21 protein-coding genes are annotated in these 22,520 nt (G+C 64.2%); 7 read left to right on the top strand and 14 right to left on the bottom strand.

What is annotated here, in order from left to right:
* Nucleotides 1–4: 4 nt before the first annotated feature.
* The 7 genes from AC1RBA_RS21530 to AC1RBA_RS21500 all read right to left on the bottom strand — a co-directional run bounded on the left by AC1RBA_RS21530 (nt 5) and on the right by AC1RBA_RS21500 (nt 7,529).
* Nucleotides 5–1,192: an efflux RND transporter periplasmic adaptor subunit gene (locus tag AC1RBA_RS21530; RefSeq protein WP_492419789.1), complete on the bottom strand. Its 1,188-nt coding sequence runs from the start codon at nt 1,190–1,192 to the stop codon at nt 5–7.
* A gap of 91 nt (nt 1,193–1,283) precedes the next feature.
* The gene (locus AC1RBA_RS21525; RefSeq protein ID WP_492419788.1) at nt 1,284–1,625 is read right to left on the bottom strand and encodes a DUF3325 domain-containing protein; all 342 of its coding nucleotides are present in this window, start codon (nt 1,623–1,625) and stop codon (nt 1,284–1,286) included.
* Nucleotides 1,622–3,319, bottom strand: a complete 1,698-nt coding sequence (locus tag AC1RBA_RS21520; protein ID WP_492419787.1) for a PepSY-associated TM helix domain-containing protein — start codon at nt 3,317–3,319, stop codon at nt 1,622–1,624. The genes AC1RBA_RS21525 and AC1RBA_RS21520 overlap by 4 nt, the downstream gene beginning before the upstream one ends.
* Nucleotides 3,316–3,597, bottom strand: a complete 282-nt coding sequence (locus tag AC1RBA_RS21515) for a hypothetical protein (protein ID WP_083287002.1) — start codon at nt 3,595–3,597, stop codon at nt 3,316–3,318. Before AC1RBA_RS21515 ends, AC1RBA_RS21520 begins: the two co-directional genes overlap by 4 nt.
* A 116-nt stretch (nt 3,598–3,713) precedes the next feature.
* Nucleotides 3,714–5,915 carry a TonB-dependent siderophore receptor gene (locus AC1RBA_RS21510; protein ID WP_492419786.1) on the bottom strand — a complete coding sequence of 734 codons (2,202 nt, stop codon included), beginning with the start codon at nt 5,913–5,915 and terminating at the stop codon, nt 3,714–3,716.
* Nucleotides 5,916–6,030: 115 nt separating this feature from the next.
* Nucleotides 6,031–7,023, bottom strand: a complete 993-nt coding sequence (locus AC1RBA_RS21505) for a FecR domain-containing protein (protein ID WP_492419785.1) — start codon at nt 7,021–7,023, stop codon at nt 6,031–6,033.
* A complete protein-coding gene (locus tag AC1RBA_RS21500; protein ID WP_492402325.1) occupies nt 7,020–7,529 on the bottom strand; it encodes a sigma-70 family RNA polymerase sigma factor in 510 nt (169 codons plus the stop codon). The genes AC1RBA_RS21505 and AC1RBA_RS21500 overlap by 4 nt, the downstream gene beginning before the upstream one ends.
* A gap of 238 nt (nt 7,530–7,767) precedes the next feature.
* On the opposite strand from AC1RBA_RS21500, the gene ffh reads away from it, so the two are divergent.
* Entirely contained in the window at nt 7,768–9,135 is a 1,368-nt protein-coding gene (gene ffh / locus AC1RBA_RS21495) for a signal recognition particle protein (protein WP_034746567.1), read from the top strand.
* A 149-nt stretch (nt 9,136–9,284) separates the two neighbouring features.
* Here the strand turns inward: ffh and AC1RBA_RS21490 are convergent, their stop codons facing one another.
* Entirely contained in the window at nt 9,285–9,494 is a 210-nt protein-coding gene (locus AC1RBA_RS21490) for a hypothetical protein (protein WP_139142937.1), read from the bottom strand.
* A 77-nt stretch (nt 9,495–9,571) separates the two neighbouring features.
* On the opposite strand from AC1RBA_RS21490, the gene AC1RBA_RS21485 reads away from it, so the two are divergent.
* Nucleotides 9,572–9,967 carry an SWIB/MDM2 domain-containing protein gene (locus AC1RBA_RS21485; RefSeq protein ID WP_071650146.1) on the top strand — a complete coding sequence of 132 codons (396 nt, stop codon included), beginning with the start codon at nt 9,572–9,574 and terminating at the stop codon, nt 9,965–9,967.
* A gap of 212 nt (nt 9,968–10,179) precedes the next feature.
* On the opposite strand, the gene AC1RBA_RS21480 is transcribed toward AC1RBA_RS21485, so the two are convergent.
* Nucleotides 10,180–10,797: a lytic transglycosylase domain-containing protein gene (locus AC1RBA_RS21480; RefSeq protein ID WP_492419784.1), complete on the bottom strand. Its 618-nt coding sequence runs from the start codon at nt 10,795–10,797 to the stop codon at nt 10,180–10,182.
* Nucleotides 10,794–12,533 carry a proline--tRNA ligase gene (locus AC1RBA_RS21475; RefSeq protein ID WP_492419783.1) on the bottom strand — a complete coding sequence of 580 codons (1,740 nt, stop codon included), beginning with the start codon at nt 12,531–12,533 and terminating at the stop codon, nt 10,794–10,796. The genes AC1RBA_RS21480 and AC1RBA_RS21475 overlap by 4 nt, the downstream gene beginning before the upstream one ends.
* Before the next feature lie 204 nt (nt 12,534–12,737).
* On the opposite strand from AC1RBA_RS21475, the gene AC1RBA_RS21470 reads away from it, so the two are divergent.
* On the top strand, nt 12,738–13,370 hold the full coding sequence (locus AC1RBA_RS21470; RefSeq protein ID WP_070218597.1) for an RNA pyrophosphohydrolase: 633 nt from the start codon (nt 12,738–12,740) through the stop codon (nt 13,368–13,370).
* 100 nt (nt 13,371–13,470) lie between these two features.
* On the opposite strand, the gene mqo is transcribed toward AC1RBA_RS21470, so the two are convergent.
* A complete protein-coding gene (mqo, locus tag AC1RBA_RS21465; protein ID WP_205602292.1) occupies nt 13,471–15,069 on the bottom strand; it encodes a malate dehydrogenase (quinone) in 1,599 nt (532 codons plus the stop codon).
* A 442-nt stretch (nt 15,070–15,511) separates the two neighbouring features.
* Between mqo and AC1RBA_RS21460 the strand changes: the two genes are divergently transcribed.
* Genes AC1RBA_RS21460 through AC1RBA_RS21445 form a run of 4 tightly spaced genes read left to right on the top strand, consistent with a single transcriptional unit; the run spans nt 15,512 to nt 17,946 of the window.
* Complete coding sequence (locus AC1RBA_RS21460) at nt 15,512–15,934, top strand: DUF1841 family protein (RefSeq protein ID WP_070218599.1); 423 nt, start codon at nt 15,512–15,514, stop codon at nt 15,932–15,934.
* A 46-nt stretch (nt 15,935–15,980) separates the two neighbouring features.
* Nucleotides 15,981–17,099, top strand: coding sequence for a saccharopine dehydrogenase family protein (locus tag AC1RBA_RS21455; RefSeq protein WP_492419782.1), 1,119 nt, complete (start codon nt 15,981–15,983; stop codon nt 17,097–17,099).
* Nucleotides 17,096–17,566 carry a DUF2269 family protein gene (locus tag AC1RBA_RS21450; RefSeq protein WP_099410756.1) on the top strand — a complete coding sequence of 157 codons (471 nt, stop codon included), beginning with the start codon at nt 17,096–17,098 and terminating at the stop codon, nt 17,564–17,566. The genes AC1RBA_RS21455 and AC1RBA_RS21450 overlap by 4 nt, the downstream gene beginning before the upstream one ends.
* Nucleotides 17,563–17,946 carry a DoxX-like family protein gene (locus tag AC1RBA_RS21445; protein ID WP_052140001.1) on the top strand — a complete coding sequence of 128 codons (384 nt, stop codon included), beginning with the start codon at nt 17,563–17,565 and terminating at the stop codon, nt 17,944–17,946. The genes AC1RBA_RS21450 and AC1RBA_RS21445 overlap by 4 nt, the downstream gene beginning before the upstream one ends.
* Before the next feature lie 48 nt (nt 17,947–17,994).
* Here the strand turns inward: AC1RBA_RS21445 and AC1RBA_RS21440 are convergent, their stop codons facing one another.
* The 3 genes from AC1RBA_RS21440 to nirK are packed head-to-tail and all read right to left on the bottom strand — an operon-like array spanning nt 17,995 to nt 22,489.
* Nucleotides 17,995–20,268, bottom strand: coding sequence for a nitric-oxide reductase large subunit (locus AC1RBA_RS21440; protein WP_492419781.1), 2,274 nt, complete (start codon nt 20,266–20,268; stop codon nt 17,995–17,997).
* A gap of 14 nt (nt 20,269–20,282) precedes the next feature.
* Nucleotides 20,283–20,960: an iron-sulfur cluster repair protein YtfE gene (gene ytfE / locus AC1RBA_RS21435; protein ID WP_492419780.1), complete on the bottom strand. Its 678-nt coding sequence runs from the start codon at nt 20,958–20,960 to the stop codon at nt 20,283–20,285.
* 32 nt (nt 20,961–20,992) lie between these two features.
* The gene (nirK, locus tag AC1RBA_RS21430) at nt 20,993–22,489 is read right to left on the bottom strand and encodes a copper-containing nitrite reductase (RefSeq protein ID WP_492419779.1); all 1,497 of its coding nucleotides are present in this window, start codon (nt 22,487–22,489) and stop codon (nt 20,993–20,995) included.
* Nucleotides 22,490–22,520 lie beyond the last annotated feature (31 nt).

Here is a 22,520-nt window from a genome sequence, read left to right as displayed (position 1 = left end):
GCGCTCACAGCTGGAACCTGCTGCTGCCGCTGCCGGCCGGCTGCTCGCCCGTGACCAGCAATTCGCCTTCGCGCAAGCCTTGCAGCACTTCCGCGCTGAGGCGGTTGCGCACGCCCACGGTGACGGCGCGCGTATCGACCTTGCCGTCCGCATCCATCACGCGGGCCGTGAACTGCCCCGGCTTGGCGCCTTCTTCCGTCGATGGTTTCAGGGCCGGCAAGGGCACGGCCAGCACATTGTTCGCCGCTGCCGTGACAAACACCACTTGCGCCGTCATCTGCGGCATCAATTCGCCATCGGCGTTATCGACGTCGAACAGCACGGTATACAAGATCACCTTGCTGGTTGACGGCGCCAGGGCCGTGCCGGCGGCGGCACCACCGGGCACCGGCGGCGCCGGCAGCACTTGCCGCACCTTGCCGCTCCAGCGCCGCTGGTCGCCGCCCAGCGTGGTGAAGTACACGGGCATGTCCGGGCGCACGCGGCGCACGTCCGCTTCCGACACTTCCGTCCATACCGTCATGGCAGACAAATCGGCGATGCGCAGGATGTTCGGCGTCTGGTAGGTGGCGTTCAGGGTTTGCCCCTCTTTCGCGTCCAGGCCCACCACCTTGCCGGCCATGGGCGCGTAGATGCGCGTATAGCCGAGGCGCGCCTCGTCCGCCTTCAGGCTGGCCTGGGTCTGATCTATCTGCGCCTTCAGGTGATCGATCTTGGCGCCCGCCGAGGCCAGGGTGGCTTCCGCCGTCTCCAGGTCGGCCAAGGGTGTCGAATCGAACTTGGCCATCTGCTTCTGGCGCACGTGCTGCTGGCCCGCCAGGCGGTGCTGCGCCTGCTGGTCGGCCAGCTGCGCGCGCAAGCCCGCCAGCGCGGCGCGGCCCGCGTCGACCGTGGCTTGCTGCACGCTGGGGTCGATCTCGGCCAGCAGCTGGCCTTTTTCCACGGCGCTGCCCGGCTGCACGTGCAGGCGCGTGATCTGGCCCGACACCTGCGCACCCACGTCGACATAGGTTTGCGGCTGCAGGGTGCCGATGGCCGTGACGCTGGCCTCGATATTGCCGCGCTTGACGGGCGCCGTGTCGAACACGGTGGCCGGGCCGCGCGTGGCCCACAGTGCGCCGGCGCCGAACAGCGCCAGCAAGACCACGCCGCCGAGGATGCGGGCGCGGCGCGAAGGCAGTCGGGCCGCCATCAGGAAGCCGCCTTGCGGTTACAGGTACAGTAAAACGGTGTCGCCAAACGTGAAAAATACATCGGTCTATCCTTGAAAATAGCGGTGGACATCACCGCAGGAACGTCACAAGACCTGCCAGCGCGGCGACGGCTGCCAGCAGGGAACTACGCAACAGCAAGCGGGGCGCATACGGCAGCAGCAGGGCCACCAGCAGCGCGCCGGCCGAAATGAACCCCAGCCAGGCGACGACGCCGACGGTGGCGCTCCAGCCGGCCACGCAAGGCCAGATGGCCAGCGCCAGCAGGACGGCACCCGCCAGCTGCAGCGCGCGCCGCACGTTCGGCGCCGCGTCCCTGCCCCAGACCTGGCCATGGTGGCGGTCCAACGCCAGCGAGAGGCTGGCCATGCCCGCATACGACAGGCCCAGCGCGCACAGGATGGTGTTAATCATGACTGTCCTTCCGTAGTGACGTGCAGGCTGACCGATGGTGTTTCCTTGCTTGCCGTCTTTTTGAGCGGTTTTTCCTTGCGCTGGTGGACTTTCCACGCGCCCCAGGCGGCCAGCAGGCCGAAGGCCATGCTGCCCAGCTCCACGCCGGCGCTTTCCCAGTCGCCGCGCGCGATTTGCGCCGCCAGGTTGTCGCCCGTGCTCAGGACATTGAGCACCGGCAGCAGCAGGCACAGGGCGGCCAGCAAGCCCAGTTGCTCGATCCACGCGCGCCTTTCCGCGCGCAGGCAGGCGTGCGCGAGCATCAAAAACCACATGCCGAAGAAGGCCCGCACTTCCCAGCCGGCGCGGTGCTCAAGGCCGACGGGGATCAAACGGTTCGCCCACAGGAAGCCCACGCAGGCGATGGACAGGCCGGCAATCGCCGCCACGTTCAGGCATTCGATGACGCGGTAGACGCGCTGCGTGTAAGCGCCGAACTCGCCGCCCGACTTCTGGCGGCGCTTGACCATGAACATGATCGCGCCCGTGCCCATCATGGCCGTGCCGGCCAGGCCGCAGAAAAAGTACAGCCAGCGCATGGGCGTGCCGCCAAAACCCACCATGTGCAGATTCGACATGACGGAGCGCGTCAGGCCCGCGCCGCCCGTGTCGGACGCGCCGGGCAGGCGCAAGGCGGTCTGCTCGCCCGTGGCCAGCGCATAGCAGGCCCTGCCCGTGTTGGCGCTGATGCGTTCCATCGTGTCCGTCTCTTCATTCCAGCCGTACATGCACACGCGCATGGAGGCGTCGTTCGGATTGTCCAGCACCACGGCGCGGATTTCCTGGCCGATGGACTGCTCGGCGCGCAGCGCGAACGCTTCCAGCGCGGGAATGGCCAGCGGCTGGCCCGTCTTCACGGGTTTGCCCGCGTCGTTCCAGTCGCTCAAAAAGGCTTTCTTGGGATTGTCCATGCCGTATTGCGCCGCCACGGGGGCCGGCACATAGTCATCGCTGAAGAATGCCAGGCCCGTGTAGGCGATCATGAACTGGAACGGCAAGGTCAGCACGGCCACGGCGTTGTGCGCGTCGAGCCACGAGCGCTGGCCCTTGGCCGGGCGGAAGGTGAAGAAATCCTTGAAGATGCGCTTGTGCGTGATGACGCCGCTCACCAGCGCCACCAGCATGATCATGGTGGTGATGCCGACGATCCAGACGCCGATGCGCCCCGCGTGCAGCTCGTAGTGGAAATCGACGAAATGGTGACCGCCGATGGTTTCCCGTTCCGTTGCCTCGCGCGCATGTTCGATGACGGCGCCCGTCAGCGGATCGAGCTCCGCCGAGCCATAGCCGCCGCTGGGCTGGAACCAGTAGGCGGACAGGCCGTGGCCGGGACGCTGCACGGGCCAGATTTCCCACATGTCCGCCTTCGGATGTTCCTTGGCCATGAAGTCGAGCGCCAGCTCCAGGCGGTGGCCACGGTCCGTGACCTTCGGCAACGGCGGATCGTTCGCATGCGCCGCTTCTTCCAGTGCGTGTTCGGGCGTCATCCAGTGCCCGATCGGGTCGTCGAAGACGGCCAGGGTGCCGGTCAGGAAGATGGCGAACAGCAGCCAGGAAATCCACAGGCCGCTCCAGGTATGCAGCCAGGCCATGGCCTGGCGCAGGCCGCCCTGCTGCGGCGTTTTCACCACTTTGTCTGCCTTGACGGCGTTCATGCGGCCCCCCGCGACAGCAGCAGGCCGATGCCGCCGCACAGGATCGCTGGCAACAGCATGCCCAGCCAGGCGCGGCGCAGGTCTTGCACGGCAAAGACCCAGATCACGGCGCAGGTGTAGACGACAAAGGCGCTCAGGGTCGCCGTCAGCACGGCTTCGGCGCGCGACAGCGGCAGCACGGCCGCCAGCAGCACGGCCACGCCGGACGTGAGCGCATAGCCGCCAAAGACGGCGGCAAGCACGCGCGAAAACAACATCATGTTGGCCGACTTCATCATTGCGGCACTCCCCGTGGCATACGCCGGCTCACGCCATTACTGGCGTGGGCCAGATTCAACTGCACATCCATAAGCCATGCATCCTTCATCAAGATAGGTCATTCAAAAGTGATTGTTTACAGTTTGTAGTTCAATGTCAGCATCACGTTGCGCGGCGCCCCTGCCAGGTTGCCGAAGACATCGGAATAGATGCTCTGGTAATAGTGCTTGTCCAGCGCATTGTTGACGTTCAGGCGCAGCTCGGCGCGGCTGTCGATCTGCCAGGCCGCGTTCAGGCCCACGATCGCATAGCGGCCCTGGCGCAGATGGTAGGTGCCGTCGCTCGACTCGGTCGCGCCCTGCCCGTACACCGACGCGCCGACGCGCCAGCCCTGCGCCGCGCCGGACAGGCGGTAGCTGGTGGCCAGCTTGAGCTGCTGGCGCGGATAGCGGCTGTTGAAATCCTTGCCGATATTGGCTGGATCGCTGTCGCGCGTGAATTGCGCCTTCACATACGTAAAACCGGCCGACAGCTGCCAGTCCGGCGTCAGCGCGCCCGCCACGTCCAGCTCCACGCCTTCGCTGCGCACTTCGCCCGACGCGCGCTGGCAATAGCCCCAGGTGCTGCCGGGGCAGGGATTCGGGCCGGCCAGGTCGTCCACGCCGCGGTTCTGCTGGCGGATCTGGAACACGGCCGCGCTGGCATTGAGGGCGCCGCCGAAGTATTCGCCTTTCACGCCCGCTTCATAGTTGGTGCCGCTGATCGGTTTCAGGGGCCGCGCATTGGCATCGGTGGACGCCTGCGGCTGGAAGATCTCGGTCCAGCTGGCGTACACGGAATGCTGCTTGTCGAGGTCATACACGACACCGGCGTACGGCGTGAATTCGCGCGCCACCGAGTAGCCGGCATCGTCCTTGTACCAGCTCACGCGCCCGCCCAGCACCAGCGACAGCGGCTCGGTCAGGCGCAGGCGCGTGCCCGCATACACGCCGCTTTGCTCGGTAATGCTGGCCGTGCGCCACTGCGCGTAATTGATGACGGGGCGCGCCACGCTGCCCGCGTCCCAGTGGAACGGGTCGAGCACGGGCGCAGCCGCGCCCCAGCTGTACGGCGCCCAGCCGCCATAGCTGTTTTTCGACGAACGGCGGTGGCTGGCGCCGACCGTCAGCTCGTGCTCGCGGCCGAACAAGCTGTAGCTGCCGCTGGCATAGGCGTCATAGCTGGTGTTGGCCAGTTCGGCGCGGTAGCTTTGCGAATTGAAACGCAGGGTGTCGCCGCGGCGGTTGATGCCGGAAAACGTCGTGTCGATCTCGGGCGTCTTGCGCGTGGCCGCCAGCTTGGCCTTCCAGCCGTTGGCGAAGCGGTGTTCCAGTTCGGCGAAGATGGTTTTATCGGTCTGGCGCCAGCCGTCGAAATCGCTGCCCAGGTAGGTGGAACGGGGCAAATGCAAAAAGCGGCCGTCGGCGGCCGTCACCACGCCCGTTGTCACGCCGTCGTTATCGGTCTTGCGGTAGTGGGCGCCCACGGTCAACGTGGTATCGGGACGCAGATCGGCCTCGATGATGCCGTACAGCTGGTGATTGCGTCCATGCAGCACGTCGACAAAATCCTTCTTGTCCTGCACCGTGACGACTATGCGCCCGCGCAGGGTCTTCGCTGCGTTGAGCGCGTTGGCCGCATCGGCTTCCAGGCGGTAGTTGCTCCAGCTGCCGATGCTGGCCGAGAACGACGCTTGCGGCGTGGCCGTCGGGCGCTTGCGCACCATGTTGATGGCCGCGCTGGGCGTGCCGCTGCCCGTCATCAAGCCCGTGGCGCCGCGCACCACCTCGATGCGGTCATAGATGGCCAGGTCGTCATTGTCGCCATTGAACGTGCCGTTCGCGCCCAGGCTGGTAGGCAAGCCGTCGAACAGGATGTTGTCGATTGGAAAGCCCCGCGCGCTGAAACTGCCCGAATCGCCCGTAAAGTTGCCTTTTTGCATGACCAGCCCCGTGATCGACTGCACGGCGTCGTCCAGGGTCGTGATGCCGAGGTCGTCGATCTGCTGGCGCGTCAGCACGCTGACCGACTGCGGCGTTTCGCGCAGCGACAGGTTCAGCTTGGTTGCCGTGTTGCTCACGCCCGTCGTGTAGGAGCCGCTGCCTTCCGTCGTCGCATCGCGCCCCGCCGTGACGGACACGCCGAGCATGGTTTGCTCGGTCGCGGGAACGACAGGCGCGGCCTGCTGCGCCAGCGCCGGCAGGCTGGCGGCCAGGCACAGGGCCGCGGCAGCTTGCGCCAGCGGACGCAGTGAGGAGTGAGAGGATGGCAAACTGACAAAAGGCAAAGCGTGCGACATGAAAGTTCCTGATAGTAATGGCGTCATGAGACGGTAAAAAACAGGCGCCTACCTTGTAGGTGCCGCGAAAACGAAAAACGGGCAGCCGGATGGCTAAATATTTCTGCGCAGCGTGCTATGACGCCGGCTCGACGCTGACCCAATAGCGCGTGCGGCTGCGGACCTGCACCGGCAGCGAGTTGGGCAACATGTTCAAAATGCGCTGCGTGTCGGCCAGCGGGAACACGCCCGACAGGCGCAGCTGGGCCACTGCCGGCGCGCAGTCGATCACGCCGGGACGGTAGCGGGCCAGGTCGGCCAGGAAATCGCCCAGGGTCACGTCGTCGACGATCAGCTGCCCGCGCGACCAGGCATGCGCATATGCAGCGATAGCGTGCGGCGCGTCCAGCGTCTGGCGGGAAAATGCCACGCCGCGCCCGGCCGCCAGCAGCATTGGCGCGCCGGCACTGTCGCGGGGACGGATTTCCACGGCGCTTTCCAACACGTCCACCGTGCTGTAGTCATCTTGCTGGCGCACGGCAAAGCGCGTGCCCAGCGCGCGCACCAGGCCTTCGCGCGTGGCCACCACCAAAGGCGCGGCGCTGCCGGCACCGTGGCCGCTAACGACGAGGATCTCGCCGGCCAGCAGTTCGATCAGGCGGCGGCTGGCGTCGAAACGCACGTTGACGGCCGATCTCGTATTCAGGCTGAGCACGCTGCCATCGTCCAGCACCACCTCGCGCCGCTCGCCCGTGGCCGTGCGGTAGTCGGCACGCAGGGCGCGCACGCCGTCCCAGGCGCCCGTCTGCGCGGCCAACATGCCGCCGCCGGCCGCCACGCCCAGCCATGCCAGCACCTGGCGCCGCTTGCCGTTGACGGCTTTGCGCTGCGTGCCGGCCAGCGCCTGCGCGGCCGCGCCGCGGTGCAAACCGTTGAAGCGCCGCGATACCGCTTCAATATGCCGCCAGGCCCGTTCATGTTCCGGGTCGGCGGCGCGCCAGCGCTGCCAGGCGGCCTGCTGCGCTTCGCTGGCCTCGCTCGACATCAGCACGGTCAGCCACTCGGCCGCCTGCTGCTGCACGTCCTCGCGGATGGCTGGCGGTGCCGCCGGTTCTGCCGCCGTGCTCATGCCGGCAGCGAGAAAAACACCTGGCGGTTGGCGCGCGTCAGGTATTGCTTGACCGAGCTGGCCGATACGTTCAGGCGCGCGGCGATCTCGGCATAGCTGAGGCCTTCGAGCTGCGCCAGCAAGAACGCCGTGCGCACGGGACCCGGCAAGCCGTCGAGGGCCAGGTCGATCTCCTGCAAGGCTTCCAGCGCCAGCAGCCGCGCTTCCGGCGCGGGCACCACCTCGGGCGGCAGGCAGGCGAGCGCCTCCAGGTAGGCGTCTTCCAGCACTTGCCGGCGGTAGCGGTGCGCCACCAGGCGGCGCGCGACGGTGGCGAGAAAAGGCCGCGCTTCGCGGATCTGCGGCGCGGCACCGTTGGTGAGCACGCTGATAAAGGTGTCTTGCGCCAGATCCGCCGCGTCGCCCGCATTGCCCAGCTTATGCCGCAGCCAGCCCTGCAGCCAGCCGTGATGGCTGCTGTAGAGCGCGTGCAGGTCTTGTTGCTGTGCAAAATCGGCGGCCGACATGGCATCCCTTTCCGCTCAGGCGTGCGCCACCCGAGAATGTAAATAAGAATTATTCTCATTCTAACCGCGCAATGCCGTTGATGCAATCGCGGCATTGGCAGAAATACCAACTAATTCAAAAGCCGGCCAACCGCCAGGCGCTGCAGCGCAGGACCGCCAGCCACCCGCGATAAGGTAAAATGACGGCCATCGTCCGGCTTGCGCCGCCCACTCCCAAGCTTTTCATTGCAGGTTCATCATGCTAGATAATCTCACCCAACGGCTTGCCAAAGTCGTCAAGACCATGCGCGGCGAGGCGCGCCTGACCGAAGCGAACACCGCCGACATGCTGCGCGAAGTGCGCCTGGCGCTGCTCGAAGCCGACGTCGCCCTGCCCGCCGTGCGCGAATTCATCGCCAAAGTCAAAGAAAAAGCCATGGGCGAGGATGTCATTTCCTCGCTGACGCCAGGCCAGGCCCTCGTTGGCGTGGTGCAGCGCGAGCTGGCCGCCCTGATGGGCGCCGACCTGGGACCGGAAGCGTCGCAGATCAGCTTTGCGCAGCAGCCGCCCGCCATCATCCTGATGGCCGGTCTGCAGGGCGTGGGTAAAACCACCACCGTCGGCAAGCTGGCGAAGTACCTGAAGGAAGAAAAGAAGAAGAAAGTGCTGACCGTCTCGGCCGACGTGTACCGTCCCGCCGCGATCGCCCAGCTGCAATCGGTCACCGCCCAGGTCGGCGCCGACTTCTTCCCGTCCACCAGCACGGACAAGCCGGTCGATATCGCCCTGGCCGCGCTGGACTGGGCGAAGAAGCACTACCACGACGTGCTGATCATCGATACGGCGGGCCGTCTCGGTATCGACGAAGAGATGATGCGCGAAATCGCCGCCGTCCATGGCGCCGTGAAACCGATCGAAACCCTGTTCGTTGTCGACGCCATGCTGGGCCAGGACGCCATCAACACGGCCAAGGCCTTCAATGATGCGCTGCCGCTGACCGGTATCGTGCTGACCAAGCTCGATGGCGATGCGCGCGGCGGTGCCGCCCTGTCCGTGCGCCACATCACGGGCAAACCGATCAAGTTTGCCGGTGTCTCGGAAAAACTCGACGGCCTGGAAGCGTTCGATCCGACCCGCATGGCCAACCGCATCCTCGGCATGGGCGACATCCTCGCCCTGGTGGAAGAAGCGCGCAAGGGCGTCGACAGCAAGGCGGCGGCCGACCTGGCGCAAAAGATCAAGGTCGGCGGCAAGTTCGACATGAACGACTTCAAGGCGCAGCTGGGCCAGATGAAGAAAATGGGCGGCATGGCCAACCTGATGGACAAGCTGCCGGCCCAGTTCCAGCAGGCGGCGGGCGGCAAGAACATGGATCAGGCAGACAAGCAGGTGCGCCGCATGTGCGGCATCATCGACTCGATGACGCCGCAGGAACGCGCCAAGCCTGAACTGATCAAGGCCACGCGCAAGCGCCGCATCGCCGCCGGCGCCGGCGTGCAGGTGCAGGAAGTGAACCGCATGCTGACGCAGTTCGAGCAGATGCAGACGATGATGAAGAAATTGTCGGGCGGCGGCATGATGAAGATGATGCGTTCCATGAAGGGCATGATGCCTGGCATGAGGTAGTAGAAGGCTTCAAAATCGGCTGCGCGGGGCGCTTTGTGGCCGGCGATGCTCACCGTACTAAAGTACGGTTGCGCTTCTCGGCCACAAATCACCTCCGCTCGCTGTGATTTTGAAGGCCTTTTTTACGCCGCGTATCGAAAGTCGATAGATCAAAAAACACCGTTCCAAATAATGCCGGATTGCATTTTCATGTGTCCGGCATCACGCTTCCCGCCCTCCGCAGCGCCCCTCCCCGCATAGCCAGCAACCATGCCATTTACGGGTAAAAACGCCGTTCTGCGCTCCCAAGCGGTGCGCCCGGGCGACAGCATTGCCATTTCCCTGCTTTTTCCTCGTGAAAACGTGAAAAACACTTGCATACAAGGTAAATCCACACCAATATTAGCCGTGCGATTAATTGCGCAATTTCCCATGTGTTTGTTAAGGAGGCTCGAAGATGGCAACAGCCAAAAAAACCCCAGTAGCAGCGCCAGCCAAAGCAGCAGCAGCCAAGCCTGCAGCCGCCAAGAAAGCAGCACCCGCAGCCAAGGCAGCAGCTAAACCAGCAGCGGCGAAGAAAGCGGCAGCACCGGCAACACCACGCAAGCCAAACGCAGCATTCATGAAAGCAATGACGCCATCGAAAGATCTGGCCGCCGTTGTTGGCGCAGCACCACTGCCGCGCACGGAAGTGACCAAAAAGGTATGGGATTACATCAAAAAACTCGATCTGCAAGATCCGGCCAACCGCCGCATGATCAATGCGGACGACAAGCTGAAAGCTGTTTTCGGCGGCAAAGCCCAAGTCTCCATGTTTGAAATGACGAAACTGATCTCCGATCATTTGAAATAATCAGATACGCACAGGGCGTCTACGCCGTGTGAGTGCCCCGCCGCTTTACTGCGAGCGGGGCATTTTTTTGCTGCGGGGGTCAACCATGTTGTCGGATGACGGTCTTTCAGACCTAATCCGACCTACGTCCGCCCCATTCACCCAGGGTCAGACCCTCAACACCGTTAATACAGAGCTCTGCGCCAACGCTGCCGGGGGTCTGACCCCAGCCTTTATTTGACTTCCCACTGCTTCCAAGCCGCCCTTACCGCATTCGGATACTCGGCCCGGCCCCGGCTGCCGTTATACCGGCCCAGCGCCAGGTACAAATCGCCCTTTTCCATATCCAGGTACATGCGCAGGATCGCGCAGCCGTAGCGCAGATTCGTCTGCATGTGGAACAGCTTGCTGCGGTCGCTATCACCGATGACGCCCGTCCAGAACGGCATCACCTGCATGTAGCCGCGCGCGCCGGCCAGCGAGACGGCATATTTGCGGTAGGCCGACTCCACCTGGATCAGGCCCAGCACCAGGGCCGGTTCCAGGCCCGCGCGGCGCGCTTCGTACCAGACGGTTTCCAGGAATTCCGTGCGCAACTGGGCGTCCGGCAGCTTGCGCTGCAGGCGTTGCGACATCTGCGCCAGCCATTGCTGGTAGCGCTGCAAGTCGGCGGGCGTGGCAAATTTGGGCTGCGGCGGGCGTTCGTCGCGGATCGCATGCGACAGGGCCAGGCGGACGGAGTCGGCCAGCGCCTCCTCCTTCTGGTTGCCGGCCTGCGCAAAGGAAACGCAGGCCAGGCCGGCGGCCAGCGCGAGCGCGCCGGCCGCCTTGCTTACCGATAAGCGCTTCACTGCGCCATTTGGCCCTGGATGAAGGCAACGATCTCGTCCGGCGCAACGCCGGTCGCTTCCGCATCGCGGCGGCCCTGGTATTCCAGCTTGCCTTCTTTCAGGCCGCGCTCGCCGATGACGATGCGGTGCGGCACGCCAATCAGTTCCCAGTCAGCAAACATGGCGCCAGGGCGCAAGCCGCGGTCGTCGACGATGACGTCCACGCCAGCGCCTTGCAGGGCCGCGTACAGCTTCTCCGTCTCTTCCTTGACCAGTTCGCTGCGGTCCATGCCCATCGGGCACAGCACGACTTCGAACGGCGCGATCGACGCTGGCCAGATGATGCCCTTGTCATCGAAGTTCTGTTCGATGGCGGCGCCCAGGATGCGCGTCACGCCGATGCCGTAGCAACCCATCTGCAACGGCGCAGGCTTGCCGTTTTCATCGAGGAAGGTGGCTTTCATGCTTTCCGAATACGCCGTACCCAGCTGGAACACGTGGCCCACTTCGATGCCGCGCTCGATGGCCAGGGCGCCCTGGCCGTCCGGCGACGCGTCGCCGGCGACGACATTGCGCAAGTCGGCCACGATGGCAGGCTCGGCCACGTCACGGCCCCAGTTGGCGCCCGTGTAGTGGAAACCGGCCTCATTCGCGCCGCAGACGAAGTCGCTCATGTGGGCGACCGTGCGGTCCGCCACCACGGTGACCGGCGCCTTCGTGCCGATCGGGCCCAGGTAGCCAGGGATGGTGCCGTAGACTTCCAGGATTTCCGCTTCCGTCGAGAAACGGTGACCGGCCAGGCCGGCAACCTTGCCCACCTTGATCTCGTTCAATTCATGGTCGCCGCGCAGCAGCAGCATGAAATGCTGTTTCGTGACTTTCTCGTCCTTGCCCGTCGTTTCCACCGTCAGGGCGATGGTTTTCACGGTGCGCGACAGCTCGATGCCCAGCAGGGCGGCCACGGTTTCGCACTTGACGGTGTCCGGCGTGGCCGTTTTCGTCAGCGCCTGGCTGGCGGCCGGGCGCTCGCCCGCTGGCGGCAGCGCTTCGGCCGCTTCCATGTTGGCGGCGTAGTCGGAGGTCGGGCAGTACACGAGCGCGTCTTCGCCCGTGTGGGCGATGACGTGGAATTCGTGCGAACCGGAACCGCCGATGGCGCCGTTGTCGGCCGCCACGGCGCGGAATTTCAGGCCGAAACGCGTGAAGATGCGCGTGTAGGCGTCAAACATGACCTTGTACGACGCCTGCATGCCGGCCAGGTCGCGGTCGAACGAATACGCGTCCTTCATGGTGAATTCGCGGCCGCGCATCAGGCCGAAACGTGGGCGGCGCTCGTCGCGGAACTTGGTCTGGATGTGATAAAAGTTCAGCGGCAACTGGCGGTAGGACTTGATTTCCGTGCGCACGACGTCGGTGATGACTTCTTCCGACGTGGGCTGGATCGCGTATTCGCGGCCGTGGCGGTCTTTCACGCGCATCAGTTCGTCGCCCATCTTGGTCCAGCGGCCCGTTTCCTGCCACAGTTCGGCCGGCTGCACGAGCGGCATCAGCAGTTCGATACCGGCGGCTTTGTTCATCTCGTCACGGATGATGGCTTCCACCTTGCGGATCACGCGCAAGCCCATCGGCATGTAGGTATAGATGCCGGAACCGAGGCGTTTGATCATGCCTGCACGCATCATCAATTGGTGGCTGACGATTTCCGCGTCAGAAGGTGCATCTTTAAGTGTGGAAATAAAAAAACGGGAGGCGCGCATAACGGTGAATTCTTTTTAAAAAGAGAGGGTTATAATCAACCTAATTTTAAAGGATTAGCTGGCTGATGCGTCCATACTTTACACAAATGCGCTCAATTGGTGCGATTCCGGCGCTTTTCGCACCCCGAAAAGGTCACCGGCTTGCGAAGTTGTGGGTAATTATGTAAAAAAGGACGCTCGGTCGCAGAAAGTTTGAGGTGCATTATGCTCGACCGTGAAGGGTTTCGGCCCAACGTCGGCATCATCCTGCTAAACGCCCAGAACGAGGTGTGGTGGGGCAAGCGGGTGCGCGAGCACTCATGGCAGTTTCCGCAAGGCGGTATCAAATATGGCGAAACACCGGAACAAGCCATGTTTCGCGAACTTGAAGAGGAAATCGGACTCAGACAGGAACACGTCAAAATTGTCGGCCGCACCCGCGACTGGCTGCGCTATGAAGTGCCAGACCACTTCATCAAGCGCGAGATTCGCGGCCATTACCGTGGCCAGAAGCAGATTTGGTTTCTGCTGAGAATGTGCGCGCGCGATAACGACGTCAATCTGCGCCTGACCGACCATCCGGAGTTCGACGCCTGGCGCTGGCATGAATACTGGGTCCCGCTCGATGTCGTCATTGAATTTAAACGCGATGTGTACCAGCGCGCCTTGCAGGAGCTGTCCCGCTTCCTGACCTGGCCCGTGCATGGCAACGCACAGCAAGCGCACCGCCACACGTCGCGCTACCTGCGCCAGCCCCATGCGCCACGGGCACAGGACGGCGCGGCACTGGCCAAGCCTTGCGACGGCATCGCCGCCGAAGGGTGTACGCCGGAGCTGATCTTGCCGGGCAAGGAGTAGTCCGCCGCAATGAACGCACGCTCCCACGCAAAAGGGGCAGCCTGAACAGGCTGCCCCTTTTTTCATGCCGGCAGGAAACTCCCCTGCCGGTCAGGCTGGCTTAGTTTGCCGCCGGCGCTGGCGCAGCAGCGGGAACGTCGAGCGTGATGGCTTTCAAGCCCAGGATATTGCTGCTGTAATGGCGGATCTTGTTGGCCAGGGCCGGGTCGTTGTTCAGCTTTTGACCGTACGACGGCACCATTTCCACCATCTTCGCTTGCCATTCCGGCGTGGCCAGACGGCTCTTGAAGGCCGTTTGCAGCACCTTGATCATGATCGGCGGCGCGGTCGAGGCGCCTGGCGAAGCACCCAGCAGGGCGACGATGCTGCCATCGGCGGCGCCGACGACTTCCGTGCCGAACTGCAGCAAGCCGCCTTTGACAGGGTCATCCTTGACGATCTGCACGCGCTGGCCGGCGTTTTGCAAGGTCCAGTCTTCCATCTTGGCGTTCGGCAAGTATTCGCGCAGGGTCTTCAGGCGGTCTTCCGGCGTGTTCATGACCTGTTCCACCAGGTATTTCGTCAGTGGAATATTGTCGTAGCCGGCTTGCAGCATCGGTTTCACATTGCCCGTGCCGATCGAGGCAGGCAAGTCGATCCACGAGCCGTTTTTCAGGAACTTCGTCGAGAAGGTGGCGAACGGTCCAAACAGCAGGGCTTTCTTGCCATCGATGATGCGCGTGTCCAGATGCGGCACGGACATCGGCGGCGAACCGACGGACGCCTTGCCGTAGACCTTGGCCGCATGCGCCGCCACCAGTTCCGGATTGGTGGTCACGAGCCATTGGCCGCCGACCGGCACGCCGCCGTAGCCCTTGGCTTCAGGAATACCCGATTTTTCCAGCAGCGGCAGCGAACCGCCGCCGGCGCCGATGAAGACGAACTTGGCGCGCATGGTCTTTTCCTTGCCGGCGGCCAGGTCTTTCACCGTCACGTTCCATACGCCGTCGGCGCCGCGCCGGATGTCTTCCACCTGGTGGCGCAGGTGCAGCACCATGCCGTGGCTGTCCGTCAGGTATTTCACGAGGCCGCGCGTGAGGTTACCGAAATTGACGTCGGTACCGATGTCCATGCGCGTCGCGGCCACTTTCTGGCCCTTGTCGCGCCCTTGCATGACCAGCGGCGCCCACTGTTCGATCTGCGCCTGGTCTTCCGAGTACAGCATGCCCTTGAACAGGTTTTCCTTTTGCAGCGCGGCATAGCGCTTCTTCAAAAAGGCAATATTGTCGTCGCCCCAGACAAAGGCCATGTGCGGCACATTGTTGATGAAGGTTTGCGGCGCGCCCAGGTGCTTGTTGGCCACCTGATAAGCCCAGAATTGCTTGGAAATTTCGAATTGCTCGTTGATGGCAACGGCCTTCTTGGTCTCGATGCTGCCGTCGGCCGCTTCCGGCGTGTAGTTCAGTTCGGCAAATGCCGAGTGGCCCGTGCCCGCATTGTTCATCGCGTCCGAACTTTCGGCGGCCACGGAATCGAGGCGCTCGACCATTTCCATCGTCAGCGAGGGATCGAGTTCCTTGAGCATACTGCCCAGGGTGGCGCTCATGGTGCCGGCGCCGATCAGCAGCACGTCGACCGGTTTTTCGGACGAGGCCGGAGGGGTCTTGTCACATGCCGCCAGGATCAGGCACGACATCAAAAGTAATAGCGATTTACGCATACGTAACTCCGTTTATGAATACTGAAGGATGATTCTTGCGCGCCACCGTGGCGGCACCATCGCTGCATGAAATGAAAACAGTTGGCAAGCCGGAACGCCAGGGCGGCCGGACAGGTCAAGGTCGATGGTGATAGGCATGCTGCCGCGCTCCGGGATAAGCCTGGAGCAAGATCTGGTGGCAAAGGTGCGGGCAATGGAAGCACGCAATGGCAACAAAATCGCCATCGTGTCCAGTGCAAATATCAAGAGCGGCGATTTTATCACCGTTATTTGGCGCCACCGGGCCGTGGCGGTAGTGGATAATACTTACTGCAGGGTATTAAATTGCGGTGACTATCGGGTCACGAAAGCGGACGCCAGACGGCAAAAAAGGCATCCCCGATGCCTTGAATTGACGTACGCGGTACAATGCCGGCTGCCCTTTAGCCACAGTCCTTTAGCCATGTTCAACCCCTCGTCCGACGACGTGCGCCGCTTCTTTTGCGACACCTTGCGCAAGCACCGCGCCCATGAAATCCTCACGCCGATGGAAGCCATCGCGCTCGACTGGATCCTCGAACATCCCGAGTATGAAAACGAGCTCTCCGATGTCGAAGCGGCGCTGGCGCGCGATTACTCCGTCGAAGGGGGCCAGGCCAATCCCTTCCTGCACCTGTCCATGCATCTGTCGATCACGGAGCAGGTACAGGTGGACCAGCCGCGCGGCATTCGCCCGGCCGTCCAGCAGCTGACCCAGCGCCTCGATTCGGCCCATGCGGCCCAGCACGAAGTGATGGAATGTCTGGGCCAGATGATCTGGGCCTCGCAGCGCTCGGGCTTGCCGCCCGATACGGACGCGTATATCGACTGCGTGCGGCGCCGCTGATCAGGTAGTATCATGTTGCCAAGAAACTCAGCCACTGAAGGATATCTTGGCCCATCACACCATTCTCGTACTCGGCGGTTACGGTTTTTTCGGCACGCGCATTTGCCAGGCGCTAGCCGGCAACCAGGATATCCATCTGCTGGTGGCCGGGCGCGACGCCGCCAGGGCCAGGGTACTGGCGGCGCAATTGGGCTTGCCGCCGCGGCAAGCACTGGCGCTCGATGCTGATGCACCTGATCTGGCGCGGCGCCTGGCCGAACTGGGCGTCGATACGCTGATCCATACCGCCGGCCCGTTCCAGGGCCAGGATTACCGCGTCGCCGATGCGGCGATCGATGCCGGCGCCAACTATATCGACCTGGCCGACGGCCGCGATTTTGTCGCCGGCATCGCCAGCCTCGACGACCTGGCGCGCCAGCGCGGCGTGTTCGTCACCAGCGGCGCCAGCTCGCTGCCAGCGCTGTCCTCGGCCGTGGTAGACCGCTACCTGCCGCGCTTTCGCCAGCTCACATCGATCCGCCACGGCATCGCCTCCGGCGCCCGCGCGCCGGGCATCGCCACTATGGCCGGCATCTTCTCGTACTGTGGCAAACCGTTCCAGCGCCTGGTTGCCGGCACCCAGCAGACCACGCACGGCTGGCTCGACCTGAAGCGCCACCGCTTTGCCGCGCCCGTGGGACGGCGCTTGCTGGGCAGCTGCGACGTGCCCGACCTGGCGCTGTTCCCGCAACGCTATCCGGGCCTCGACACCGTCACTTTTCACGCCGGTTTTGCCGGTGCGCCCGGCCATCTGTTCGTCTGGGCCGCCGCGCAACTGGTGCGCCTGGGCCTGTTGCGCAGCCTGCTGCCGCTGGCCAGGCCATTGCACGCCATCAGCCAATGGGTGGAACCGCTGGTCAGCGACAAAGGCGCGATGTTCGTGACGCTGCAAGGCACGGGACTCGATGGCCTGCCGCTGACGCTGACCTGGCAATTGCTGGCGGCGCAAAACCACGGCCCGCATATCCCGTGCGGCGCGTCGATCGCGCTGGCGAACCGGTTGGCCGGCGCCAGCAGCGGTGGCGCGCCGCTACCGCACGGCGCGATGCCCTGCGTCGGCCTGCTCACGGTGGAAAATTACCTGGCCGCGCTGCAAGGCCATGACGTGACCGAGGTACCGGCATGAGCTGGTACCTGTTCGTCAAATGGCTGCACATCCTCAGCGCCACCATCCTGTTTGGCACTGGCATCGGCATCGCTTTCTTCAAGTGGATCAACGACCGGGGTGGCGAGGTGCGTGCGATCCGCCTGTCGGCCGAAAAGACCGTGCTGGCCGACTGGCTGTTCACCACGCCGGCCGTCATTGTCCAGCCGCTGTCCGGACTGGCCCTGGCGCACCTGGCCGGCTATCCGATCCTGTCCGGCTGGGTCCTCGCCTCGATGCTGCTGTATGCGGTGGCCGGCGCCTGCTGGTTACCCGTGGTATGGCTGCAGATCCGCATGCGCAGCCTGGCCCGCCTGGCTGATGACACGGGCACACCGCTGCCGCGCCTGTACTGGTTCTATGCGCGCTGCTGGTTCTGGCTTGGCGTGCCCGCATTTGCCGCGCTCATGCTGGTCTACTGGCTGATGGTTGCCAAGCCCGCGCCATGACGCCAGCCAAGCTGCAAGGGCTGTACTGGGCCATGCGCCTCGGCATGGCCTTTATCTGGCTATGGACGGCGTTTGTGTCCTGGTATCTGTATCCGCATGCCGAATCGCTCGCATGGCTGCGCCGCAGCGGCATCACGCTGCATACGGAACACGTGTTTGCCGCCTCCTGCCTGGCCGACCTAGCCATGGGCATCGCCTCGCTGTTCCATGCCAGGCCGTTGCTATGGTGGACGCAGTGCGCGCTGGTGGCCGGCTATACACTGGTGATCGCCGTCTTCCTGCCGGAATTCCTGATACACCCTTTCGGGCCGCTGACGAAAAATATCCCGCTGGTCGCCGGCCTCGTCTTCCTGGCCCTATATGAAAAAAGCCGTGGCTAGCACGGCTTCGGGAGATCGATCAACAACACTCTGCGGCGCAGCAAGCGATCAGGCTGGCCGTACCGCCTGTGGCAGCGCGGGTGCCTTCGCCTTGTCCAGCAATCCCAGCACCACCTGCAGCGCCATGGCGACGGCGCCGGCGATGAACACCACGTCGCCGAAGGTGCGTATCCAGCGCAGGTTCTGCAACAAAGGCTGCTGCATGAAGCCTTCGCTGCGCGCATACCACAGGCCTTCCGTCACGCTGGCGTGGAACTGGATGATGCCAATCGGCAGCAAGCTGGTGAAGATCATCAGCGCCAGCCCCCCGTTCAAGCCCCAGAACGCCGTCTTCATCAAGGCAGGGCTGAAGCGGTAGTCGGGCCGCAGGTAGCGCAGCACCAGCAAGGTAAAGCCCAGCGCCAGGAAGCCGTACACGCCGAACAGCGCCGCATGCGCATGCACGGGAGTCGTGTTCAGGCCCTGGATGTAGTACAAGGCTACGGGCGGGTTGATCATGAAGCCCAGCACGCCGGCGCCCAGCATGTTCCAGAAGGCGACGGCGACAAAGCACATCAGGGGCCAGCGCAGGTTTTCCATCCACGGCGCGCGTTCCTTCAGGCGCCAGTTTTCCCACGCTTCGTGGCCCAAGACGATCAGCGGCACCACTTCCAGCGCACTGAAGCTCGCGCCGATGGCCATCACGGGCGTGGTGGTGCCGGCAAAGTACAGGTGGTGGAAGGTGCCGGGTATGCCGCCCAGCATGAACAGCGAGGCCGACGCCAGGCTGGCCGTCGTGGCCATGCGCACCGACACCAGGCCCAGGGTCGAGAAGATGAAGGCCAGCGCCGTCGTGGCGAACACTTCAAAGAAACCTTCCACCCACAGGTGCACCACCCACCAGCGCCAGTATTCCATCACCGATAAATGCGTGCGCTCGCCGTAGAACAGGCCGGCGCCATAGAATAGGCCGATGGCGCCCACGGACGCGGTCAGCAGCGCCAGCAGGTTCTTGTCGCCGCCCGGCTGGCGCAGGGCCGGCACGACGCCGCGCAACATCAGCACGAGCCACAGCAGAATACCGACAAATTTGCCGATCTGCCACAAACGGCCCAGGTCGACATATTCATAGCCCTGGTGGCCAAGCCAGAAATTCCACTCGGGCGGCATCACTTGCGCAATGGCCAGGTAATTGCCGATGAACGAGCCGACGACGACCGCGACGAGGGCCCAGAACAGCACGTCGACGCCGAGACGCTGCCACTTGGGATCCTTGCCGCCATTGATCAAGGGCGCGAGGAACAGGCCGGCGGCCAGGAAGCCCGTGGCGATCCAGAACAGCGCGGCCTGGATATGCCAGGTGCGCGTGAGCGCATACGGGAACCAGCGCGACACGTCGATGCCGTAGAACTGCTGTCCTTCCACCGTGTAGTGCGCCGTAAAGCCGCCGATGAAGACCTGGAAGATGAACAGCGCCACCACCAGGAACAGGTACTTGCCCAGTCCCCGCTGCGAAGGCGTCAGCGCGAAAGTGGTGAGTGGATCGCGCGGACCGGCGGCCGGCAGCGCTTCGTCGTGGTCGCGCAAGAAGGCCCAGCCCCAGACGAGGAAGCCCACGCCGGCCAGCAGCACCACCACGCTGGCGACCGACCAGACGAGGTTTTCGCCGCTGGGCTGGTTGCCGATCAGCGGTTCGTGCGGCCAGTTGTTCGTATAGGTCACTTTCTGGCCCGGACGTTCGGTGGCGGCAGCCCACGCCGTCCAGAAGAAGAACTGCGTCATCTGCGCGCGCCGCTCGGCGCTGGGCAGGGTGTTTTCCTTCATGGCGAAGTGTTCGCGGCTTTTTTGCAGCGCCGGCGCGTCGGAGAACAGCTGGTCGTAATAGTGCGCCGTGTTGGCGATGGCTTGCACGCGGCGCGCCGACAGATGCAGCACTTGCGCACCATCGGTACGGTTGCCGCGGTACTCCAGCTTGAGCGCTTCGCGCAGCGCCGCCTGCGCGGGGCCGTCGAGCGCCGCGTACGCCTTGCCATGCTGCTCTAGCGCGGCCAGTTCCAGCCAGGCCGTCAATTCGCGGTGCAGCCAGTCGGCCGTCCAGTCGGGCGCCTGGTAGGCGCCGTGGCCCCAGATGGAGCCCAGCTGCATGCCGCCGACCGATTGCCAGGCCGTCTGGCCGTCGAGGATGCCCTCGCGGTCGAACAGCTGCCGGCCATCCTGCGCCAGCACTTGCGCGGGGATGGGCGGCGCTTGCCGATACACTTCCGTGCCGTAGTAGCCGAGCAGCGAAAACGTCACAATCAGCACACCGATCAGGGTGAACCAGAGTTTTTTGTAGGGACCCATGGGTCTTTCCTTTGTCAGTGCACCACGGCCGGCGCAAAGCGCTCGAACAGGATATTGTTTTCAGTATGGATGTGCGCCATCAGGTCTTCGCGGAAAGTGCGCAGGCCCGTGTACAGCGCGCGCCAGGTGGTGCAGGCGCCACCTGGTGCGGTGATATCGTTCGTCATCGCCTCCATGGCGCGCAAGGCCACGCCATGGTCGTCATGCTCCATGCGCATCACGTTGATGGGCGCGCCGGCCCGGGGGCCCTGGCCGCGCACGATCATGGGGAACAGCACGTCTTCCTCCTTGCGCATATGGCTTTCCAGTTCCTGCGCCATGGCCGACAGGTGTTCCGCCAGCCCGTGCGGACAGTCGGCGCGGTCGCCATGCACCTGCTCGACCTTGCGCGCCAGGCGTATCAGCTCGGGCAGCTGCTCGCGATGCACGGCGTGGTAGCGCGCCAGGATGTGTTCCACCAGCTCGGCGGCCGGGGCGTCCTGCCAGTCACGCTCGCCGCTGGCGTCAATCCGTCCGGCCAGCACTTGCAGTTCCTCGACGATGGGCGCCGTGTCCACGCCGGCCGCTTCAGCCGCCGCGCGCAGGGTCTTGTTGCCGCTGCAGCAGAAATCGAGGCGGTGCGCATCGAACAGGCGCGTGGCGCCGGGGATGCGGCGGGCCAGCTGGCCCAGGGATAGGTCGATCATTTCCATAGCAATTCCTTGATGATGAATGGGGGGTTGTTTTATTGGACGGCGCCCGCGTGGTAGACGCCGGGCACGGCTTCGCCCGTCACTTCCAGCACGCCCACGGCGCCCTTGCCGGCGCGCGACAGCGCATGGTCGACCAGCAGATAGCTGCCAGGGTGCTGCACCTTGAGTTCGACGATGGTCGCGCCGCCCGGTGCGACGAGCGTGGTTTGCACGTCGTTTTTCGGGCTGCTGATCGAGCCTTCGCTGTACACCTTGTCGAAGATCTCGCCGATGATGTGGAATGATGAAATCTTGTTCGGGCCGCCGACACCGAAATAGATGCGCACGGTCTCGCCGACTTTGGCCTGCAGTTTGTGCGTCTTGCTCAGGGCGCCCACTTCGCCGTTGAAGACGTAGTAGTCGGGCAGCTCATTGGCCATTTTTTCCAGGTTCGGTTCCTGGTGCACGGGGGCGCCGTGCGGACGGCCCGTGTACATCTCGCCCTGCATCACGTAATACTCGCGGTCGACTTTTGACAGGCCGCCTTCCGGTTCGACGAGGATCATGCCGTACATGCCGGCCGCGATATGCTGCGGCACCAGCGGCGTGGCGCAGTGGTAGACGAACAGGCCCGGATTGAGCGCCTTGAAGGTCACCGTCTTTTCCTGCCCCGGCGCCACCTGCGTGTGCTGTCCGCCGCCATGGCCGCCCGTCACCGCGTGCAGGTCGATCGAGTGGATCATCTTGCTGTCCTTGGCGTTGAACAGGGTCAGTTCCACCGTGTCGCCCACCTTCGCGCGCAGCATCGGGCCCGGCACTTGCCGGTTGAAGGTCCAGTAGGTAAAGCTGGTGCCGTCATCGAGCTTGCCCGGCAGTTCCACCGTCTCCATCCTGTATTTCAGGGTTTGCGGCGCGCGCGCGCCGATGGCGGAAGGCACCTGCGCCGGATTGGCGGCCACGCTGACGGCCGATGGATCGGGGCCGCGCATCGGCGACGGCGCGGGCGTGTACAGGGCCAGCGCGGCGGCCTGGCTCGATTCGCCGGCAGCGCTGCCGGCGCCAGCGGCCTTCGGTGCCCCGGCTTCGGCCAGCGAGGTGCCGGCGACTTCCAGCTTGCCTTCCATGCCGATCTGGCGGTGGCCGGGAATCGAGCAGTAATAGGTGAACGTGCCGGCGCGCGTGACCTTGAAGCGCACGGTGGTGCTGCCGCTATTGGCGCTGAACTTGTTTGATGCCACGTTCAGTTCCGGGATCAGCAGGTCGTGCTCGGCGCCTTCGCCGCTTTTCAGCACCAGTTCGACCGTGTCGCCCACCTTGGCCGCCAGCACGGGGTTGACCTGGCCCTTGGCATCGATGAACACCATCTTGCCGTCGACGATATTGGTTTGCAGTTCATAGCGCTTGACCACGGCGGCGGCAGAGGGTTGGCTGACAGCGGCCGCAGTGGCGGCGGCGCTGGCCGGCAGGCTCGCCTGGGCTTGCACGGACAGGGGCATGGCCAGCACGCAGACGGCGGCGGCAATGGCGCGGAGGGAGGGAGTCGTTTTCATCAGGCTTTCCTTGGTCTTGTATGCCGGTTCG

The organism is Janthinobacterium sp. GW823-FHT03B06, from assembly GCF_058796955.1.
The sequence above is the reverse complement of the archived record's forward strand: the minus strand, read 5'-3'. Positions and strand labels throughout refer to the sequence as shown.

Bases quoted from the DNA above. Each gene is read 5' to 3' on its own strand.
- AC1RBA_RS21530 (WP_492419789.1), bottom strand. From the start codon at position 1,192: ATGGCGGCCCGACTGCCTTCGCGCCGCGCCCGCATCCTCGGCGGCGTG.
- AC1RBA_RS21525 (WP_492419788.1), bottom strand. From the start codon at position 1,625: ATGATTAACACCATCCTGTGCGCGCTGGGCCTGTCGTATGCGGGCATG.
- AC1RBA_RS21520 (WP_492419787.1), bottom strand. From the start codon at position 3,319: ATGAACGCCGTCAAGGCAGACAAAGTGGTGAAAACGCCGCAGCAGGGC.
- AC1RBA_RS21515 (WP_083287002.1), bottom strand. From the start codon at position 3,597: ATGATGAAGTCGGCCAACATGATGTTGTTTTCGCGCGTGCTTGCCGCC.
- AC1RBA_RS21510 (WP_492419786.1), bottom strand. From the start codon at position 5,915: ATGTCGCACGCTTTGCCTTTTGTCAGTTTGCCATCCTCTCACTCCTCA.
- AC1RBA_RS21505 (WP_492419785.1), bottom strand. From the start codon at position 7,023: ATGAGCACGGCGGCAGAACCGGCGGCACCGCCAGCCATCCGCGAGGAC.
- AC1RBA_RS21500 (WP_492402325.1), bottom strand. From the start codon at position 7,529: ATGTCGGCCGCCGATTTTGCACAGCAACAAGACCTGCACGCGCTCTAC.
- ffh (WP_034746567.1), top strand. From the start codon at position 7,768: ATGCTAGATAATCTCACCCAACGGCTTGCCAAAGTCGTCAAGACCATG.
- AC1RBA_RS21490 (WP_139142937.1), bottom strand. From the start codon at position 9,494: ATGCAAGTGTTTTTCACGTTTTCACGAGGAAAAAGCAGGGAAATGGCA.
- AC1RBA_RS21485 (WP_071650146.1), top strand. From the start codon at position 9,572: ATGGCAACAGCCAAAAAAACCCCAGTAGCAGCGCCAGCCAAAGCAGCA.
- AC1RBA_RS21475 (WP_492419783.1), bottom strand. From the start codon at position 12,533: ATGCGCGCCTCCCGTTTTTTTATTTCCACACTTAAAGATGCACCTTCT.
- AC1RBA_RS21470 (WP_070218597.1), top strand. From the start codon at position 12,738: ATGCTCGACCGTGAAGGGTTTCGGCCCAACGTCGGCATCATCCTGCTA.
- mqo (WP_205602292.1), bottom strand. From the start codon at position 15,069: ATGCGTAAATCGCTATTACTTTTGATGTCGTGCCTGATCCTGGCGGCA.
- AC1RBA_RS21460 (WP_070218599.1), top strand. From the start codon at position 15,512: ATGTTCAACCCCTCGTCCGACGACGTGCGCCGCTTCTTTTGCGACACC.
- AC1RBA_RS21450 (WP_099410756.1), top strand. From the start codon at position 17,096: ATGAGCTGGTACCTGTTCGTCAAATGGCTGCACATCCTCAGCGCCACC.
- AC1RBA_RS21445 (WP_052140001.1), top strand. From the start codon at position 17,563: ATGACGCCAGCCAAGCTGCAAGGGCTGTACTGGGCCATGCGCCTCGGC.
- AC1RBA_RS21440 (WP_492419781.1), bottom strand. From the start codon at position 20,268: ATGGGTCCCTACAAAAAACTCTGGTTCACCCTGATCGGTGTGCTGATT.
- ytfE (WP_492419780.1), bottom strand. From the start codon at position 20,960: ATGGAAATGATCGACCTATCCCTGGGCCAGCTGGCCCGCCGCATCCCC.
- nirK (WP_492419779.1), bottom strand. From the start codon at position 22,489: ATGAAAACGACTCCCTCCCTCCGCGCCATTGCCGCCGCCGTCTGCGTG.